The following is a 16,463-nucleotide window of genomic DNA, read 5'->3' on the forward strand; positions in this document are numbered from 1 at the left end:
ATGACCTCTTACAACAAAAAGTCGGTGGAGGACATCGACGTAAACGGCAAAAAGGTACTCGTCCGCTGCGATTTCAACGTCCCGCTCAAGGACGGCGTCATCACCTCGGACAAGCGCATCGTTGCGGCCCTGCCGACCATCAAGTACCTGCTTGACCACAACGCGGCAGTCATCCTCTGCTCCCACCTCGGACGTCCGAAGGGCGAAGTGAAGCCCGAGTTCTCCCTCGCGCCTGTGGCGGCCCGCCTGAGCGAGCTGCTCGGCAAGCCGGTCGCGATGGCCAGGGACGTCGTCGGCGACGACGCGAAGGCCAAGGCCGCGGCGCTGAAGCCCGGCGAGCTGCTTCTGCTCGAGAACGTCCGCTTCGAGGCGGGCGAGACCAAGAACAACCCCGATCTCGCCAAGGCGTTTGCCTCGCTGGCGGAAATCTATGTCAACGACGCATTCGGTTCGGCGCACCGCGCCCATTCCTCGACCGCCGGCGTCGCCGATTACCTGCCCGCCGTCTGCGGCTTCCTCATCCAGAAGGAGATCACCATCATGGGCAAGGCCCTCTCCGACCCCAAGCGCCCCTTTGTGGCGATCCTGGGCGGCGCGAAGGTCTCCGACAAGATCGGCGTCATCAACAACCTCCTCGAGAAGGTCGACACCCTCATCGTGGGCGGCGGCATGTCCTACACCTTCATGAAGGCGCAGGGCCATTCGATCGGCAACTCCCTCTGCGAGGAGGATAAGCTCGACCTGGCGCGCGAGATGCTCCAGAAGGCGAAGGACAAGGGCGTCAGCCTGCTGCTGCCGGTCGACAACAAGGCGGGCGACAAGTTCGACGCCAACTGCGACATCAAAATCGTCGACAGCGACGACATCCCCGACGGCTGGATGGGTATGGACATCGGCCCCAGGACGATCGAGCTCTTCTGCGGCGCCGTGAAGAACGCCGGCACCGTCGTGTGGAACGGCCCGATGGGCGTCTTTGAGTTCGAGCGGTTCGCCGAGGGCACCCTCAAGGTCGCCGAGGCGGTCGCCGAGAGCGGCGCGGTCTCGATCATCGGCGGCGGCGATTCGGCCGCGGCGGTCACCAAGCTCGGCTATGCCGACAAGATGACCCACATCTCCACCGGCGGCGGCGCCTCCCTCGAGTTCCTCGAAGGCCTCGAGCTGCCCGGCATCGCGGCCCTCAACGACAAATAAGAGCCACCAAAAGGGCGGGCGTCAGCCCGCCCTTTTTCAGCCTCCCGCGCCCCATCCGCACACGCGGGGGCGGGAAACCAAACGGCTCCGCCGTTTGTACGCAAAACAAAGTTTTGCGTCCCGCGCGAGGCGCGGGTTTCCCGCCGCGGCCCGAAAACCGTCATCAATACATCACGATACAGGAGGACATACTATGAACAAGAACCTGCGCAAGGCCGTCATCGCCGGCAACTGGAAGATGAACAAGACCCGCCCCGAGGCGAAAGCCCTGATCGAAGAGCTCAAGCCGATGGTCGCGGACGCCGGCTGCGGCGTCGTGATCTGTGTGCCCTACACCAACCTCGAGACCGCGCTCGCGCTGACCGAGGGGACCAACATCGGCGTGGGCGCCGAGAACTGCCACTGGGAGAAATCGGGCGCCTTCACGGGCGAGATCTCCGCCGACATGCTCGCCGAGATGGGCGTCAAATATGTGGTCATCGGCCACAGCGAGCGCCGCCAGTATTTCGGCGAGACGGACGAGACGGTGCAGAAGCGCGTGCGCGCGGCGCTCGACGCGGGCCTCACCGTCATCCTCTGCGTGGGCGAGCTGCTCGCGCAGCGGGAGCAGGGGATCACCGAGGAGATCGTCGGTCTTCAGACGAAGGTCGCGCTGGGCGGCGTCTCCGCCGAGGAACTCAAGCGCGTCATCATCGCGTATGAGCCGGTCTGGGCGATCGGCACGGGCAAGACCGCGACCGCCGGGCAGGCGAACGAGGTCTGCCGTTACATCCGCGCGGTGGTCGCGGGCCTCTACGGCCAGGCGGCCGCGGACGGCCTGACCATCCAGTACGGCGGCTCGATGAACGCGAAGAACGCGGCGGAGCTGGTTGCGCAGCCGGACGTGGACGGCGGGCTCATCGGGGGCGCGTCCCTCAAGGCCCCCGACTTCACGGCGATCGTGGAAGCGGCCTCGAAATAAACCCGGGCATTAGGAGGAAAGCAGATGAAAAAACCTTTGGCACTCATTATCCTGGACGGTTTTGGATATAACCCGCAGGACTACGGCAACGCGATCGCGGCGGCCAAAAAGCCGAACATCGACCGCCTGATGGCCACCTGCCCCCACACGCTGATCGGGGCGTCCGGCCTCGACGTGGGCCTGCCCGACGGCCAGATGGGCAACTCGGAGGTGGGCCACACCAATATCGGCGCGGGCCGCATCGTCTATCAGGAGCTGACCCGCATCTCCAAGTCGATCGAGGACGGGGACTTCTTTCAAACCCCCGCTCTGCTGGCGGCGGTGGAGAACTGCAAAAAGAACGACTCCGCGCTGCACCTGATGGGCCTCTGCTCGGACGGCGGCGTGCACAGCCACAACACCCACCTTTACGGTCTGCTGCGGCTGGCGAAGGACGCGGGGCTCAAGAAGGTGTACGTCCACTGCTTCATGGACGGCCGCGACGTGCCCCCGACCTCTGGTGTGGATTTCCTTGCGGCGCTGGAAGCCGAGATGAACCGGATCGGCATCGGCCGCATCGCGACGGTGATCGGCCGGTATTACGCGATGGACCGCGACAACCGCTGGGAGCGCGTCTCCCGCGCCTATAACGCGATCGTGAAGGGGGAGGGCAACTTCAACCCCTCGGCGGTCGACGCGGCGGAGAAATCCTACGGCGCGGAGGTCACCGACGAATTCATCGAGCCGACCGTCTGCCTCAAGGACGCAGGCGTCCGCGACGGCGATTCGATGATCTTCTACAACTTCCGTCCCGACCGCGCGCGCGAACTGACCCGGACCTTCGTGGACCCAGACTTCAAGGGCTTTGAGCGCGAGGGCGGCCAAAAGCACGTCTTCTTCGTCTGCATGACCCAGTACGATGTGACAATGCCGAACGTCGAGGTGGCCTTCAAGCCGGAGAGCCTCGACAACACCTTCGGCCAGTACATCTCCGACCAGGGCCTCACCCAGCTGCGGATTGCGGAGACGGAGAAGTACGCGCACGTCACCTTCTTTTTCAACGGCGGCGTCGAGCAGCCCTACCCGGGCGAGGACCGCGCGCTGATCCCCTCTCCCAAGGTTGCGACCTATGACATGCAGCCGGAGATGAGCGCCTACATCGTTGCCGACGAGGTGGTCAAGCGGATCGAAAGCGGGAAATACGACGTGATCATCCTCAACTATGCCAACTGCGACATGGTCGGGCACACCGGCGTCTTCAACGCGGCCAAGCGCGCGGTGGAAGCGGTGGACAAATGCCTCGGCGAGACGGTGGACGCGATCCTGCGGATGGGCGGGCGCGCACTGATCACCGCCGACCACGGCAACGCCGACCAGATGTTCGAGCCGGACGGCTCCCCCTTCACGGCGCACACCACCAACCCGGTGCCGCTCATCGCGGTGGGCTGCGGCGACGTGAAACTGCGCGAGGGAGGCCGCCTGGCGGATCTCGCCCCCACGATGCTCAAGCTCCTCGACCTGCCCCAGCCCAAGGAGATGACCGGCAAAAGCATCGTCGAATAAAAAGAGAAAGCCGCCCCGCGCGCTGCGCGGGGCGGTTTTTTGCGTCTTTACGCGGGACCGTATATTTTACCCGGTCTGGCACAAAATAAACGTAATGACTTGTCTTTATCCGGGAAATGGATTATAATAGATGCATCTACACGCCCAACTATCCACTACAGGAGGAATCGATATGAGAAAAGGTACCTTTATAGCGACCATTGCCCTTCTGATCGCCATAGCGGGCGCGATCGTCGCGTTTGCCGCTTATTTTAAACGCCGCAGCTGCGCGCTCTGCGACGATCTCGACGACGAACTGATGGACGACATGTCCGATCTGGACTACTATGCGACCCAGGTCGACGAGGACGACGAGGAGGATGTCTGCGGCTGCGGATGCTCCGCGCCGGAGGAGACCGTCCAGGATGCCGCGCCGGAAGCGGCCGCGCAGGATGACGGAGAGGAACCCACCGAGGAATAAAAGCACGGCGGCCGCCCTGCGGGCGGCCGCTTCTTTTCCCCTCGCCGCGCAATCCCTTCGCGTTCGGTGAACGATCCGGCGATGGCCGCGGGAGCCGCGCTGGAATGACTTAATTAAAATTGCCGCTTATCTATTGACAAACGCCCTGCGGCGTGGTAATATAATAAGGCGCCTAAAAAGCGTTGACATATCGCGGAGTGGAGCAGTCCGGTAGCTCGTCGGGCTCATAACCCGAAGGTCGTAGGTTCAAATCCTGCCTCCGCAACCAACAAAAAGTTCGTAAGGCCAATGCTTTACGAACTTTTTATGATTGTGGAGGTAATTGCATGGACCTGCCGATGCTCGATTTCCTGAAGGAGAAGAACACCCATACGGGCAGCGAGGGGAATTTCCGCTATAAACTGAAACCCGACGGCGAGGAAATCAAGGTGTGGGCCTACCAGACCTACTGCCTCGAATACTGCCAGGAGCACGGGCTCATGCTGGGGGAGGAGACCTTCCCGCTGGACGCCCGGGGACTCGAGGCCGCGGCCGCCTGGCTCGCCGAGCAACAGAAAAAACTCTGAAAAAGGGCCCCGTCCGCCTTAGCGGACGGGGCCCTTTTTGATGCGGGCGCGGCGGCCCGTCCGGTTGAAGCGGACCCGGATTTGTGGTACAATAAGCACATTTCCAGGCGGCGTTTCCGCCCGCCGGCGCGGCTTGCGGCGGGGCGGGAAGCGGATTTCCAGGAAACGGGGAGATGGAGACATGAAAGGGAGACTCCTTTACAGGGCGGTCAAAATCGGGACGATCGCCTGCGCGGCGCTTGCCATGCTGATCCTGCTGGGCAGGCGGCTGCTGTTCTGGTGGGCGGATCGGCTGCTCGGGGAGAGCGTGCAGTTCCACATCGCGGAGGGCGCGGGTTCGATCGCCATCATCGGCGGCGCGGACGGGCCCACCGCCATCTATACGACGGCGAACATCCTGCCGCCCATGCTGCTCGCCGGGGTGCTGACCGCGCTTTCCGTCGTGGGCTGCGTGGCGCTTATCCTGCTGCGCCGAAAGAACAAGTAGTAATTTTTATATTTAATATAACAGGATGGATAAGAAAATGGATTTTTCAGCGATCCTCTCAAGGGAATTCCACATCGCAAAGGACTATGTGGACAACATCATCGCGCTGATCGACGAGGGAAATACGATCCCATTCATCGCGCGCTACCGCAAGGAGAAAACGGGCTCGTGCGACGACCAGGTGCTCCGCGAGCTGGCGGACCGGCTGGACTACCTGCGCGGGCTGCAAAAGCGCCGGGAGGAGGTCTCCGCCTCGATCACCGAGCAGGGTAAGATGACCGACGAACTCGCCGCCGACATCGCGTCGGCCGGGACGCTTGCGCGCCTCGAAGACATCTACCGCCCTTATAAGCAGAAGCGGCGCACCCGCGCGACGATCGCGAAGGAACGCGGCCTCGAACCGCTTGCCGCGCTGCTGCTCGCGCAGGACCGCATGTCGGGCACGCCGGAGGAGCTTGCCCGGCCCTTCGTGGACCCGGAGAAGGAGGTCGCGTCGGTGGAGGACGCGCTCGCGGGCGCGTCAGACATCATCGCGGAGCAGGTGTCGGACAGCGCGGAGGGCCGCCAGCGTCTGCGGGATTACTACCGGCGCAACGCGGTGCTGCGGAGCGCCGCCGCCGACGCGGGCAGGGATTCGGTCTACGCGACCTACTACGACTATGCGGAGCCGGTCTCCAAGGTGCCGAGCCACCGGGTGCTCGCCATCAACCGCGGCGAAAAGGAGGGCTTCCTCAAGGTATCGGTCGAGGCGGACGCGGACTACGCCGCCGGCCTGCTGGCCGGGCTCTTCGTCAAAAAGGGGAGCATCACGACCCCGCTCGTCACGGCGGCGGTCGAGGACGCCTACAAGCGCCTGGTGCATCCGTCGCTGGAACGGGAGATGCGGGCCGACCTGACCGACATGGCGGACGAGCAGGCGATTAAGAATTTCGGCGTGAACCTCAAGGCGCTGCTCATGCAGCCGCCCGTCAAGGGCAGGACGGTGCTCGCGATCGACCCCGCCTACCGCACCGGCTGCAAGATCGCGGTGGTCGATCCGACCGGCAAGGTGCTCGACACGACGGTTATCTACCCGACGCCGCCCCAAAATAAAACCGCCGAGGCCAAGCGGACGCTTTCGGCGCTGATCAAAAAGCACGGGGTGCAGGTGCTCTCGATCGGCAACGGCACCGCCTCGAAGGAGAGCGAGATCTTCGCCGCGGAGCTCATCCGCGAGCTGGACTGCGGCCTCAGCTACATGATGGTGAACGAGGCGGGGGCGTCGGTCTATTCCGCCTCCAAGCTGGGCGCGGCCGAGTTCCCCGAATTCGACGTGTCGCTGCGCAGCGCGGTGTCGATCGCACGGCGGCTCCAGGACCCGCTGGCCGAGCTTGTGAAGATCGACCCCAAGTCGGTGGGCGTCGGACAGTACCAGCACGACATGCCCCCCAAGCGGCTCGACGAGACGCTCGGCGGCGTGGTGGAGGACTGCGTCAACCGGGTCGGCGTCGACCTCAACACCGCCTCGGCCTCCCTGCTCGGCTATGTGTCGGGCCTTTCGGCCACGGTCGCGAAAAACATCGTCGCCTGGCGAGAGGAGAACGGCGCGTTCACCTCCCGTGCCCAGCTTAAAAAAGTCCCTAAGCTCGGCCCCAAGGCCTATGAGCAGTGTGCGGGCTTCCTGCGCATCCCCCACGCGAAAAACGTCCTGGACAATACGGGCGTGCATCCCGAGAGCTATGACGCCGCCAAGGCGCTGCTCGCGCGCTTCGGCTATACGCTGGACGACGTGGCGGCGGGGAACCTCACCGGACTGCCGGACAAGGTCCGCGCCGCCGGGGAGGGAAAGGTCGCGGAGGCATGCGGCGTCGGCGTGCCCACCCTGCGCGATATCGTCTCCGACCTCATGAAACCGGGACGCGACCTGCGCGACGAGCTGCCCCCGCCCATGCTGCGCACCGACATCATGGATCTCAAGGACCTGAAGCCCGGCATGGAGCTCACCGGAACGGTGCGCAACGTCATCGACTTCGGCGTATTCGTGGACATCGGCGTGCACCAGGACGGCCTGGTGCACATCTCTCAGATCACCAACCGCTTCATCAAGCATCCAAGCGAACTGCTCAAGGTGGGCGACATCGTCACCGTATGGGTTTTGTCGGTGGATGTGCCCCGCAAGCGCATCTCGCTCACGATGAAGAAGCCTGCTTAGATTTGCCGCTCGGGGAGCGGCGTAGCTGCCGGCTGGCGGCCGACGGCAGGCTTAGATTTTCCGCTCATCGAGCGGCGTAGCTTGTCGGTAGTCGACCGACGGCGGTTTAGGCTTGCCGCTCAGTGAGCGGCGTAGCTTGCCGGGTCCCGCCCCGGCGGGCGGCCCTATTTCTTGGCCGCCCAAGAAATAGGGGAAAGAAACCGCAGGGGGCTATGCCCCCTTGACCCCCGCGCCGCCTCCGGTTGGCCTGCGGCCAAAGTCGGCGGCGCCCTGCCACGGATCAATGGGCGGGTGTACAACAACCCGCCCGCCGCCGCGCCGCGGGCGCAATGCCTCTGCCGGCGAGCCCCCGGAACCGTACCGGAAGTTCCCATATGGGAGGCACGACCGCTTTTATTTCGCTCGCATCTCCCACAGGGAGGCGGAAAACTGCGCGGCTTCGCCGCGCACACGCGCAAAGCGCGCGAACGCCCGGAACGGGCGTTGTTTTCCGCCGTATGGTTTTGGCGAGCCATCCGGCTTCATCTGTTGGGAGCGTCCGCAACCTGAATTGAGCCTTCAGCTTGTGTACCCGTGGGGAGCGGCGGCAGTCCGCGGGTCATGGCAAGGTACTCCCGGGGGATACCGCTTAAAGTTCCGGCCCGCAGGGCCGGGTCCGCGTAGCGGACTCAAGCCGGGGTCGCGGGGCGGAGCGCCCGCGAGCGGCCGTCGCGCGTAGCGCGCTCCGGGCGTAGCCCGGGCAGGCCGCCCAAGGCGGAAGTCCCCTTGAGCGTCCTTCTTCCGCCGACTTCTTGGGCGTGCAAGAAGTCGGCCCGCCTGCCGGGGCGGGTCCCGGCAATCTCCGCCGCCGCAGGCGGCACATCTGGAGCGTCCTGAAGGGGCGCGAAAAAAGCCCCGTCGGGCGCAGCGCGGCAAATCCAGGACCGCCGCCGGGGCGGGTCCCGGCAATCTCCGCCGCCGCAGGCGGCACATCTGGAGCGCCCCGAAGGGGTGCGGAAAAAGCCCCGCCGGGCGCAGCGCGGCAAATCCAGGCCCGCCCGCCGGGGCGGGTCCCGGCAATCTCCGCCGCCGCAGGCGGCACATCTGGAGCGTCCCGAAGGGGTGCGGAAAAAGCCCCGCCGGACGCAGCGCGGCAAATCTAGGACCGCCGCCGGGGCGGGACCCGGCTAAAACGCGCCGCCCGGCTTCGCCGGAGCGCCGCTGCGCGGCGGCGCGCGTTCAAAGGGGTTTACGCCTCTTTGGATTCCCATGGAGGAACTGCCTGCGGCAGAATCTCTTACAAGATGCGCCCCGAAGGGGCGCGAAGAAAGCCCCGCCGGCGGGCCGCCGGCAAACGCCGCCGCTCCCCGAGCGGTACCCCCCAGGAGGAACGCAATGAACATCCTGCTTGTGGCAATCAACGCGAAATACAGCCACACCAACCTCGCGGTGCGCGATCTGCAAAACGTGCTCGCGGCGGAGGGGATGGAGGCAGGGATCGCGGAATATACGATCAACCAGCCCACGCGGGAGATCCTCAGCGACCTTGCGCGCCGGGGCGCGGATACCTATTGCTTTTCCTGCTACATCTGGAACATCGAATATGTGCGCAGGCTCGGCGCGGACCTGCGGCTGCTCTTTCCGGAGGCGTCCATCCTGCTGGGCGGGCCGGAGGTGAGCTTCGACCCGGAGGAACGGCTCGCGGCGATGCCGTGGGCGGACGCGATCCTCTGCGGGGAGGGGGAGCCGCAGATCGCCGGTGTCCTGCGGGAGGGACGGCCGCGCGGGGTCCGCCGCGCCGGGCGGTTTACCGACCTGGACGCGCTGCCCTTCCCTTACCGCGATTTCGACGCGCTCAAAGACCGGGTGCTCTACTATGAGTCGTCGCGCGGGTGCCCGTTCGGGTGCAGCTACTGCCTGTCATCCGCCGACCGGACGGTGCGTTACCGCTCGCTGCCGCGCGTCTTCGACGATTTGCGGCGGTTCCTCGACGCCGGGGTGATGCAGGTCAAGTTCGTCGACCGTACCTTCAACCTCGACGCGGACCGGGCGCTCGCGATCTGGAAATTCCTCGCGGAGCACGACAACGGAATCACCGGCTTTCAGATGGAGCTGGGCGGAGACCTGCTCACCGGGGAGCAGCTGGCGTTTCTCTCCACGGTGCGGCCGGGACTTTTCCAGTTCGAGATCGGCGTGCAGAGCACCTGCGGCGAAACGCTCGCGGAGGTCTGCCGCAAGACGGACGTCGGCCGCCTGATGGAGAACGTGCGCGCGCTGTCGGCGGCGGGCCGCCTGCATCTGCACCTCGACCTGATCGCGGGGCTGCCGGGCGAGGATTTCGCGCGGTTCGCGAAAAGCTACGACGAGGTGTTTTCCCTGCGGCCGGAGCAGCTCCAGCTCGGCTTTCTCAAGCTGCTGCGCGGCTCCTCCCTCTACGCGCGCCGGGAGGAATACGGCCTCGTGCACAGCGAAACGCCGCCCTATGAAATTTTATGCACGCCGCGGCTCTCCTTTTTGGAGCTTTCGCGGCTTAAATCGGTCGAGGAGATGACCGAGGCCTACTACAACAGCGGCCGGTTTTCCCATACGCTCGCATACCTGCTGGAATACATCCCCTCGCCGTTTGAGGCGATGCGCTCGCTCGGGGAGCGGATGCCGGCGCGCGCGGTGGGCAAGTACGAGTATTACGACCTGCTTTACGCGCTCTGCGTCGACCGCGGCGGCGATCCCGAAATCTGCCGCTGGCTCGTGCGGTACGATCTCTGCCTGCATGAGAGGCCGCGCCGGCTGCCGGCCTGCTGCCCCGAGGCCCCGCGGGAGGCGCGGCGGCGCGCGGCGGAGCGGGGGCTGCCATCGGGAGCGCATCTCGAACTGTTCCCCTTTGACGTGACCAGCCCCGGGCGGGAGCCGGGGGAGACGGCGGTCTGCTTTTTCCACGGGGAGCGGGATCTGCGCGGCAGGGCGCGCGCCGAACGGATTTTGTAAAAGGCCGGGTATTTACCCGGCCTTTTCTGTATGTCCCGGGCGGACAGGGACTGTATTTTTTTGCAAGAAAATAGGGGAAATTTGTTGGATTGTGTTGACTTTTCCCTGTAATTATGCGATCTTTATAACAGCACGTTCACAATTTGTTTTTATTTGAGGGGGACAAAAGAAAGATGGAACCTGTATTCGTAGGCTGGCTGTCGCTGCTGCCGCCCATTATCGCGATCGGCCTCGCGCTGATCACCAAGGAGGTCATCTCCTCGCTGATGATCGGCATCCTGTCGGGGGCGCTCATCTATGCGCTCAATACCGGCCTCAATCCGGTGGTCGGCGTCGCGGAGACGACCTTCAAGCTGATGGCGGGCCGTATGGACGTCAACATCCTGTTGTTTTTGGCGCTGCTCGGCGCGCTGGTCGTCGTCATGCAGATGGCGGGCGGCTCGCGGGCGTACGGCCGTTGGGCCTCCAGCAAGCTCAAGAGCAAGCGCAGCGCCCTGCTCGCGACGAGTGCGCTCGGCGCGCTCATCTTCATCGACGACTATTTCAACTGCCTCACCGTCGGCACCGTCATGAAGCCGGTCACCGACAAGTACGGCGTTTCCCGCGCGAAGCTCGCGTACATCATCGACGCGACGGCCGCGCCCATCTGCATCATCGCGCCGATTTCCAGCTGGGCGGCGGCCGTGGGCTCCAACCTGGCGGTGACGGGCGCGTTTGAAAGCGATCTGGGCGCCTTTGTGGCCACCATCCCCTACAACCTCTACGCGCTGCTCTCCATCGTCATGGTGGTCGCGCTCTGCTGCACCAACCTCGACTTCGGCCCGATGGCGGGCGCGGAGGCGCGCGCGGCCAAGGGCGAGCTCGGCGCGGTGGACACCACCGTGGGCGAGGAACTGCCCGTCAACGACAAGGGCCACGTCTACGACATGATCATCCCCGTCGTGGCGCTGATTATTTTCTCGATCCTCGCGATGCTGTGGAACGGCGGCTTCTGGGGCGAGGACCCGGCCTTCCATTCGGTCGGCGCGGCGTTTGGCAACTGCACCGCCTCCGAGGCGCTGGTCATCGGCGGCTTCGGCGGCCTCATCGTGGCGTTCCTGCTCTTCGTGCCGCGCGGCGTGGTCCACTATAAGGACTTCATGGCCGGCATCGGCGAGGGCGTCAAGTCGATGGTCCCCGCGGACATCATCCTCATCCTCGCCTGGACGATCAGCGGCGTCTGCCGCGACCTGCTCATGACGGGCGAATTCGTCAAGGGCCTCGTCGAAAACGGAGGCTTCCCCGGCTTCCTGCTGCCCGCGCTGGTCTTTGCGATCGCCGCATTCCTCTCCTTCGCGATGGGCACCGCCTGGGGCACCTTCGGCATCCTGATCCCGATCATCGTCCCCGTCTGCATGGCGGCCGCTCCCCAGCTGCTGGTCGTCTCCCTCTCCGCGACGCTGGCGGGCAGCGTTTTCGGCGACCACTGCTCCCCCATCTCCGACACGACGATCCTGTCGTCCACCGGCGCGGGCTGCAACCACATCGAGCACGTCTCCACCCAGATGGTCTACGCGCTCACCGTGGCGGTCTGCTGCTTCTTTGGCTATATCGTGGCGGGCCTGACCGGGGGCAACATCCCGATCACCCTCGGCGTATCCATCGTCCTGCTGCTGGGCGCGCTCTTTGTCCTCCACCGGCTGTTCGCCAACAGGGGTGAAAAACAGGCCGCTTAAAACCTGCCGCAATCAAAAGAACCGGGCCGCTGCCAATGGCAGCGGCCCGGTGTTTCATTGTATGGATAGCGTCCGCTTCAGTCGTTGAGAAGCTGGTCGATCACAAAGCGGGGGCGGTGCTTGACCTCCTTATAGATCTTGCCGATATACTCGCCGAGGATTCCCAGGCAGAGCAGCTGGATGCCGCCGAGCGCCCAGACGGAACCCATGAGGGTGGTCCAGCCCTCGACCGTGTGGCCGAAGAGCTTTGTGACGAGCAGCCAGAGCAGGCAGAGCACGCTGACCGCGAAGATCAGCACCCCGAGGGTGGTGATGAGGCGGATGGGCTTGACCGAGAAGGAGGTGATGCCGTCGACGGCAAAGGAGAGCATCTTTTTCAGCGGGTATTTGGATTCGCCCGCGAACCGTTCGCTGCGCTCGTAGGCCACGACCGAGGTGCGAAAGCCGATGAGCGGCACGATGCCGCGCAGGAAGAGGTTGACCTCGCCGTACTGGGAGAGCGCCTCGAGGGCGCGGCGGCTCATGAGGCGGTAGTCGGCGTGGTTCTGGACGATCTCCACCCCCATCCACCGGAGGAAGCGGTAGTAGCCGACCGCCGTGGTGCGCTTGAAGAGGGTGTCCTTTTTGCGGGAGGAGCGCACGCCGTAGACGATGTCGCTGCCCGCCTGGTACTCGGCGACGAACCGGTCGACCGCGTCGACGTCGTCCTGCAGGTCTGCGTCCATCGAGATGGCGATGTCGCAGAGGTCCTTGGCCACGGTGAGCCCCGCCACGAGCGCGTTCTGGTGGCCCTGGTTGTGGGAGAGCTTGAGGCCGGAAAAGAGCGGGTCGCGCTCATGCAGCTCGGAGATGAGCTGCCAGGTCGTGTCGCGGCTGCCGTCGTCCACAAAGAGGACGCGGCTCTGCGGGGAGACGGTCCCGGCGGCGATCATGCCGCCCAGCTTTGCCTTAAGGCGTTTGGAGGTCTCGGGCAGCACCTCCTGCTCGTTGTAGCAGGGGATGACCAGGTATAAAATTTCATTCATTGCGTTTCCTCCCCGGAATCGGGCGTTTCATCAAACCAGGAGGCGGGCGGCGGCTCAGGCGGGCCGTCCGCGTCCTCTTCGCGCGTCCCGTCCGCATCGTCGATGCCGGACGCGCCGGGCCCGGCTTCCCCGCCGCCGGGCGCGCCGCCGCCCTCCGGCGGCTCCGCGCTCGCCCCCTTCCACTCGGCGGCCGGCTCCCCGCCGGCCAGCTCGTCGGTCATCTCCCGCAGGGGAGGCCGGGGCGGGTCGTCGGGCGTTCTGCCGTACCGCTTCCAGAGCAGCAGGTAGATGACGAGCAGCAGCGCCGCGCCCAGCGTGAGGAGGACGCCGGCGTAGAGGCCGGGCGTCGTGTAGGTGAAGCGGATGACGTTGTCCCCGGCGGGGGCACGCACCGCCATGAAACCGAGCGCGGCCTTTTCGATCTGGGCGGGCTGGCCGTTCACGGTGGCGGACCAGCCGGAATCGTAGGGCACCGAGTAGAAGACGAGGTTTTCCCGCGGCAGGTCGATGCGGGAGGTGAAGCCGCGGTTGTCGGTCGTGAATTCATAGCCCGCGGTCTCCCGCCGCGCGAGGCAGTCGGCGTAATAGTCCTCCTCGTCGAGGCCGCCGTAGTATTCCTTGGGCATATATTCGAGGATATCGCCGTGGCGGGCGGCCGCCTCGTCCTTGAGGACGAGCGCGTGCAGCAGCACGGCGGCGCGGTCCTCCTCGGGGACCTCCTCGAGGTCGCGCACGGTGATATAGTAGTCGTAGGTGAAGCCCATGGGGATGAAATATTCGTTCTCATAGAGGTTGTAGCCGAGCTGGACCGACCGGGGCTCCCAGCCGGGCATCGGCTCCTGCTCGGGGTCGTCCGTCTTGATGAAGAGCCAGCGCACCGAAAGCAGCGGGCGCAGCTGGTAATACTCCGTTTCGGGCTTGGAGGAGACGTCCCGCTTGACGCCCACCTTGGGGTAGAACTCCATGATCGAGACGGGCACGATCGAGTGAAAGGTCTGGATGTTGGGCAGGTGCCAGAACATGCCGAGGTTGTCCATGCCGTGGTAGATGTCCGTGCGGGCAAAGGTGCCGTCGTCGGGCAGCTCAAGCTCATAGCGGCCCGCCAGCGCGGTGTCGCGCAGGAAATCGGGCTTGTCCGAATGGGTCTTGCCGGTGGCGATGAAGGTGATCGAATAGCACGCGCACACAAAGCAGAGCGCGGCAGTCATGATGCGCATGAAGCCCCTTGTGTTTCGCCAGCGGCGGATGATGAGCCAGAGCGCGAGGAGGCCGAGCATCGCGATGCCGGCGGTGGCCGCGAACCGTTCGGGATATTTGGCCAGCCCAATCTTGACGCCGCCGTCCGACTGGAGGGTGGGGGTGAGGCCGAGGATGGCGGTGACGACGGCGGTGAACAGGAGCGTCCACCGGAACCCCTTGTCGAGGTCGACCGAGCGGTTTTCAAGCGCGAGCACGGTGGCGAGCGCCATCAGCAGGATGGGCATGTAGTACCAGCGCGCGTAGTAGGAGTTGTTGAAGAGGATGAAGATGCTGTTGAGCCCGGGCACGAGCGCGACGACGGCGCAGACGAGCAGGATGCGGCGGAGCCAGTCGCGCTTGGAGCGGACGTAGGCGATGACGCCGGTCATGCTGACGAAGGGCAGCCACGCCGAAAGGGAGGCCCACTTGGCCCCGCGGTCGGGGAAGAGGTTGGGGCGGCTGGGCAGGTCGGGCGGGAAGAAGGCGGAGGAGACGATCGCGGGGTAGAGCTGCTGGTGCCAGTAGAGCCAGAGGTTCCAGCCGCTGAGCAGCTCGTCCGCGCCGGTGCGCGGGTTGCCCATGATCGCCAGGACGGCGGGCAAAAAGAGCGCCATTGAAAGCAGGAGCCCGAGCACCGATTCAAACGCCGTCCAGAAGAAGCGGCGCAGGTTCATGCGCCAGTCGGGGGAGAGGGCGCGGATGATGAAATAGAGGACGACGAAAACGACCTCGCCGATGAAGAACCAGTAGTTCACAAAGGCGTTGATTGCGACGGCAAGGGCGAAGACGCCCCGGCGGTTATGGACGATCAGCTCCTCAAGCCCGACGAGCAGGAGCGGGAAGAAGACGATCGCCTCGTGGAAGTGGTTGAAGAAGACGTTGTAGACGGCGAACCCGGAAAAGGCGTAGAGCAGCCCGCCGAAGACGGCATAATCGCGTTCCTTCACAAACCGCTTGAGGTAGAGGGTGCCGGTGAAAGCGGCGCAGGCGTGCTTGAGAATGAGCAGCGGTCCCATCAGATGGGGGACGAAGGAGGTGGGGAAGGGCAGGGTCAGCCAGAAAAACGGGCTTCCAAGCAGGTAGAAGCTGTAGGAGCCGATAAAGTTGGCGCCCAGGTCGGTATACCAGTTCCAGAAGAGATCCCCGGACCGCACCGCCTCGTGGGCGAGCTTATAGAACGGGATCTGCTGGACGTTAAAATCCCCGTAAAAGAAAAAGTACCCCTTGTCCCAGATGATGAACGGGAGAAAGATGACGGCGGCTGTCACCAGTGCGATCAGAAACGCCCTGCGGCAGCTGCCCTTATTCTGCGTCTGTGACGTGAGCGGCATTGCAAAACCTCCAAGCTGACAAATGGGGGGAAGATACCTTACTAAATTATACCACAAATGACGGCGTTTAAAAGCCCGCCGAAAATTTTCCTGCAAAGGCTTTCTTTTCTTTCAGTGGCCGATATGGTATCATTTGATGCAGAAGACCGCCCAGGAAAGGAGCAGGATGATGGAACCCTATGGATTTTTTGCGATGCTTTCCCGAATGAAATACATCAGCCGCTGGGGCCTCATGCGTAATTCCCGCACCGAGAACCTCAGCGAGCACACCCTCGAAACCGCTTATTTTGCCCACGCGCTCGCCCTCATCGAGGGGGCGGACCCCGCGCGGGTGGTGCTCTGCGCCCTCTACCACGATTGCAGCGAGATCCTCACCGGCGACCTGCCCACCCCCGTCAAATACCACAATCCCGCCATCAAGGAGAGCTACAAGGCCATCGAGGAGGCTGCCGCCGGCCGGCTGCTCGCCACCCTGCCCTCCGAGCTGGCCGAACGGTACCGTCCCTGCTTCTTCGAGGAGGACCCGCAGGTCCGCCGGCTCGTCAAGGCCGCGGACAAGCTCTCCGCGCTCGTCAAGTGCATCGAGGAGATCCGCATGGGCAACGACGATTTCCTCAGCGCCCGCGAATCCCAGCTCGCCGCCCTGCGTGAGATGGGGATCCCCGCCGTCGACATTTTTTTGCGGGAGTATCTGCCCGCCTTCGACCGCACCCTCGACGAGATCAGCAGGTGAGATCTTTCCGGTTTCCCGTCCCGCGGGCAAAGGCCGCCCGACAGTCTTGAAAAACGAT

At 64.5% G+C, this 16,463-nt stretch carries 12 protein-coding genes and 1 tRNA gene; 11 read left to right on the top strand and 2 right to left on the bottom strand.

Going from position 1 to position 16,463, the window contains the following annotated elements; genetic code table 11:
- From C1A13_RS01450 to C1A13_RS01495, 10 genes are all read left to right on the top strand, one after another.
- Positions 1–1,191 carry a phosphoglycerate kinase gene (locus C1A13_RS01450; protein ID WP_101548473.1) on the top strand — a complete coding sequence of 397 codons (1,191 nt, stop codon included), beginning with the start codon at positions 1–3 and terminating at the stop codon, positions 1,189–1,191.
- 193 nt (positions 1,192–1,384) lie between these two features.
- Entirely contained in the window at positions 1,385–2,152 is a 768-nt protein-coding gene (tpiA, locus tag C1A13_RS01455; RefSeq protein ID WP_101548475.1) for a triose-phosphate isomerase, read from the top strand.
- A 24-nt stretch (positions 2,153–2,176) separates the two neighbouring features.
- Positions 2,177–3,694: a 2,3-bisphosphoglycerate-independent phosphoglycerate mutase gene (gene gpmI, locus C1A13_RS01460; RefSeq protein WP_101548477.1), complete on the top strand. Its 1,518-nt coding sequence runs from the start codon at positions 2,177–2,179 to the stop codon at positions 3,692–3,694.
- A 172-nt stretch (positions 3,695–3,866) separates the two neighbouring features.
- Positions 3,867–4,154, top strand: coding sequence for a hypothetical protein (locus C1A13_RS01465; protein ID WP_101548479.1), 288 nt, complete (start codon positions 3,867–3,869; stop codon positions 4,152–4,154).
- Positions 4,155–4,345: 191 nt separating this feature from the next.
- A tRNA-Met gene (locus tag C1A13_RS01470) sits at positions 4,346–4,422 on the top strand.
- 58 nt (positions 4,423–4,480) lie between these two features.
- Positions 4,481–4,720: a hypothetical protein gene (locus C1A13_RS01475; protein WP_101548482.1), complete on the top strand. Its 240-nt coding sequence runs from the start codon at positions 4,481–4,483 to the stop codon at positions 4,718–4,720.
- A 181-nt stretch (positions 4,721–4,901) separates the two neighbouring features.
- On the top strand, positions 4,902–5,207 hold the full coding sequence (locus tag C1A13_RS01480) for a sodium ion-translocating decarboxylase subunit beta (RefSeq protein WP_101548484.1): 306 nt from the start codon (positions 4,902–4,904) through the stop codon (positions 5,205–5,207).
- A gap of 37 nt (positions 5,208–5,244) precedes the next feature.
- Complete coding sequence (locus tag C1A13_RS01485) at positions 5,245–7,398, top strand: Tex family protein (RefSeq protein WP_101548486.1); 2,154 nt, start codon at positions 5,245–5,247, stop codon at positions 7,396–7,398.
- A gap of 1,374 nt (positions 7,399–8,772) precedes the next feature.
- Positions 8,773–10,362, top strand: coding sequence for a B12-binding domain-containing radical SAM protein (locus C1A13_RS01490; RefSeq protein ID WP_172439120.1), 1,590 nt, complete (start codon positions 8,773–8,775; stop codon positions 10,360–10,362).
- A gap of 173 nt (positions 10,363–10,535) precedes the next feature.
- Entirely contained in the window at positions 10,536–12,077 is a 1,542-nt protein-coding gene (locus C1A13_RS01495) for a Na+/H+ antiporter NhaC family protein (protein ID WP_101548492.1), read from the top strand.
- 77 nt (positions 12,078–12,154) lie between these two features.
- On the opposite strand, the gene C1A13_RS01500 is transcribed toward C1A13_RS01495, so the two are convergent.
- Complete coding sequence (locus C1A13_RS01500) at positions 12,155–13,102, bottom strand: glycosyltransferase family 2 protein (protein ID WP_101548494.1); 948 nt, start codon at positions 13,100–13,102, stop codon at positions 12,155–12,157.
- The gene (locus C1A13_RS01505) at positions 13,099–15,672 is read right to left on the bottom strand and encodes a YfhO family protein (protein WP_242970794.1); all 2,574 of its coding nucleotides are present in this window, start codon (positions 15,670–15,672) and stop codon (positions 13,099–13,101) included. Before C1A13_RS01505 ends, C1A13_RS01500 begins: the two co-directional genes overlap by 4 nt.
- 169 nt (positions 15,673–15,841) lie before the next feature.
- On the opposite strand from C1A13_RS01505, the gene yfbR reads away from it, so the two are divergent.
- Positions 15,842–16,405 carry a 5'-deoxynucleotidase gene (yfbR, locus tag C1A13_RS01510; RefSeq protein ID WP_101553160.1) on the top strand — a complete coding sequence of 188 codons (564 nt, stop codon included), beginning with the start codon at positions 15,842–15,844 and terminating at the stop codon, positions 16,403–16,405.
- Positions 16,406–16,463: the final 58 nt, after the last annotated feature.

Source organism: Anaerotruncus massiliensis (ex Togo et al. 2026) (assembly GCF_900199635.1).
Taxonomy (GTDB): Bacteria; Bacillota; Clostridia; order Oscillospirales; family Ruminococcaceae; genus Anaerotruncus; species Anaerotruncus massiliensis.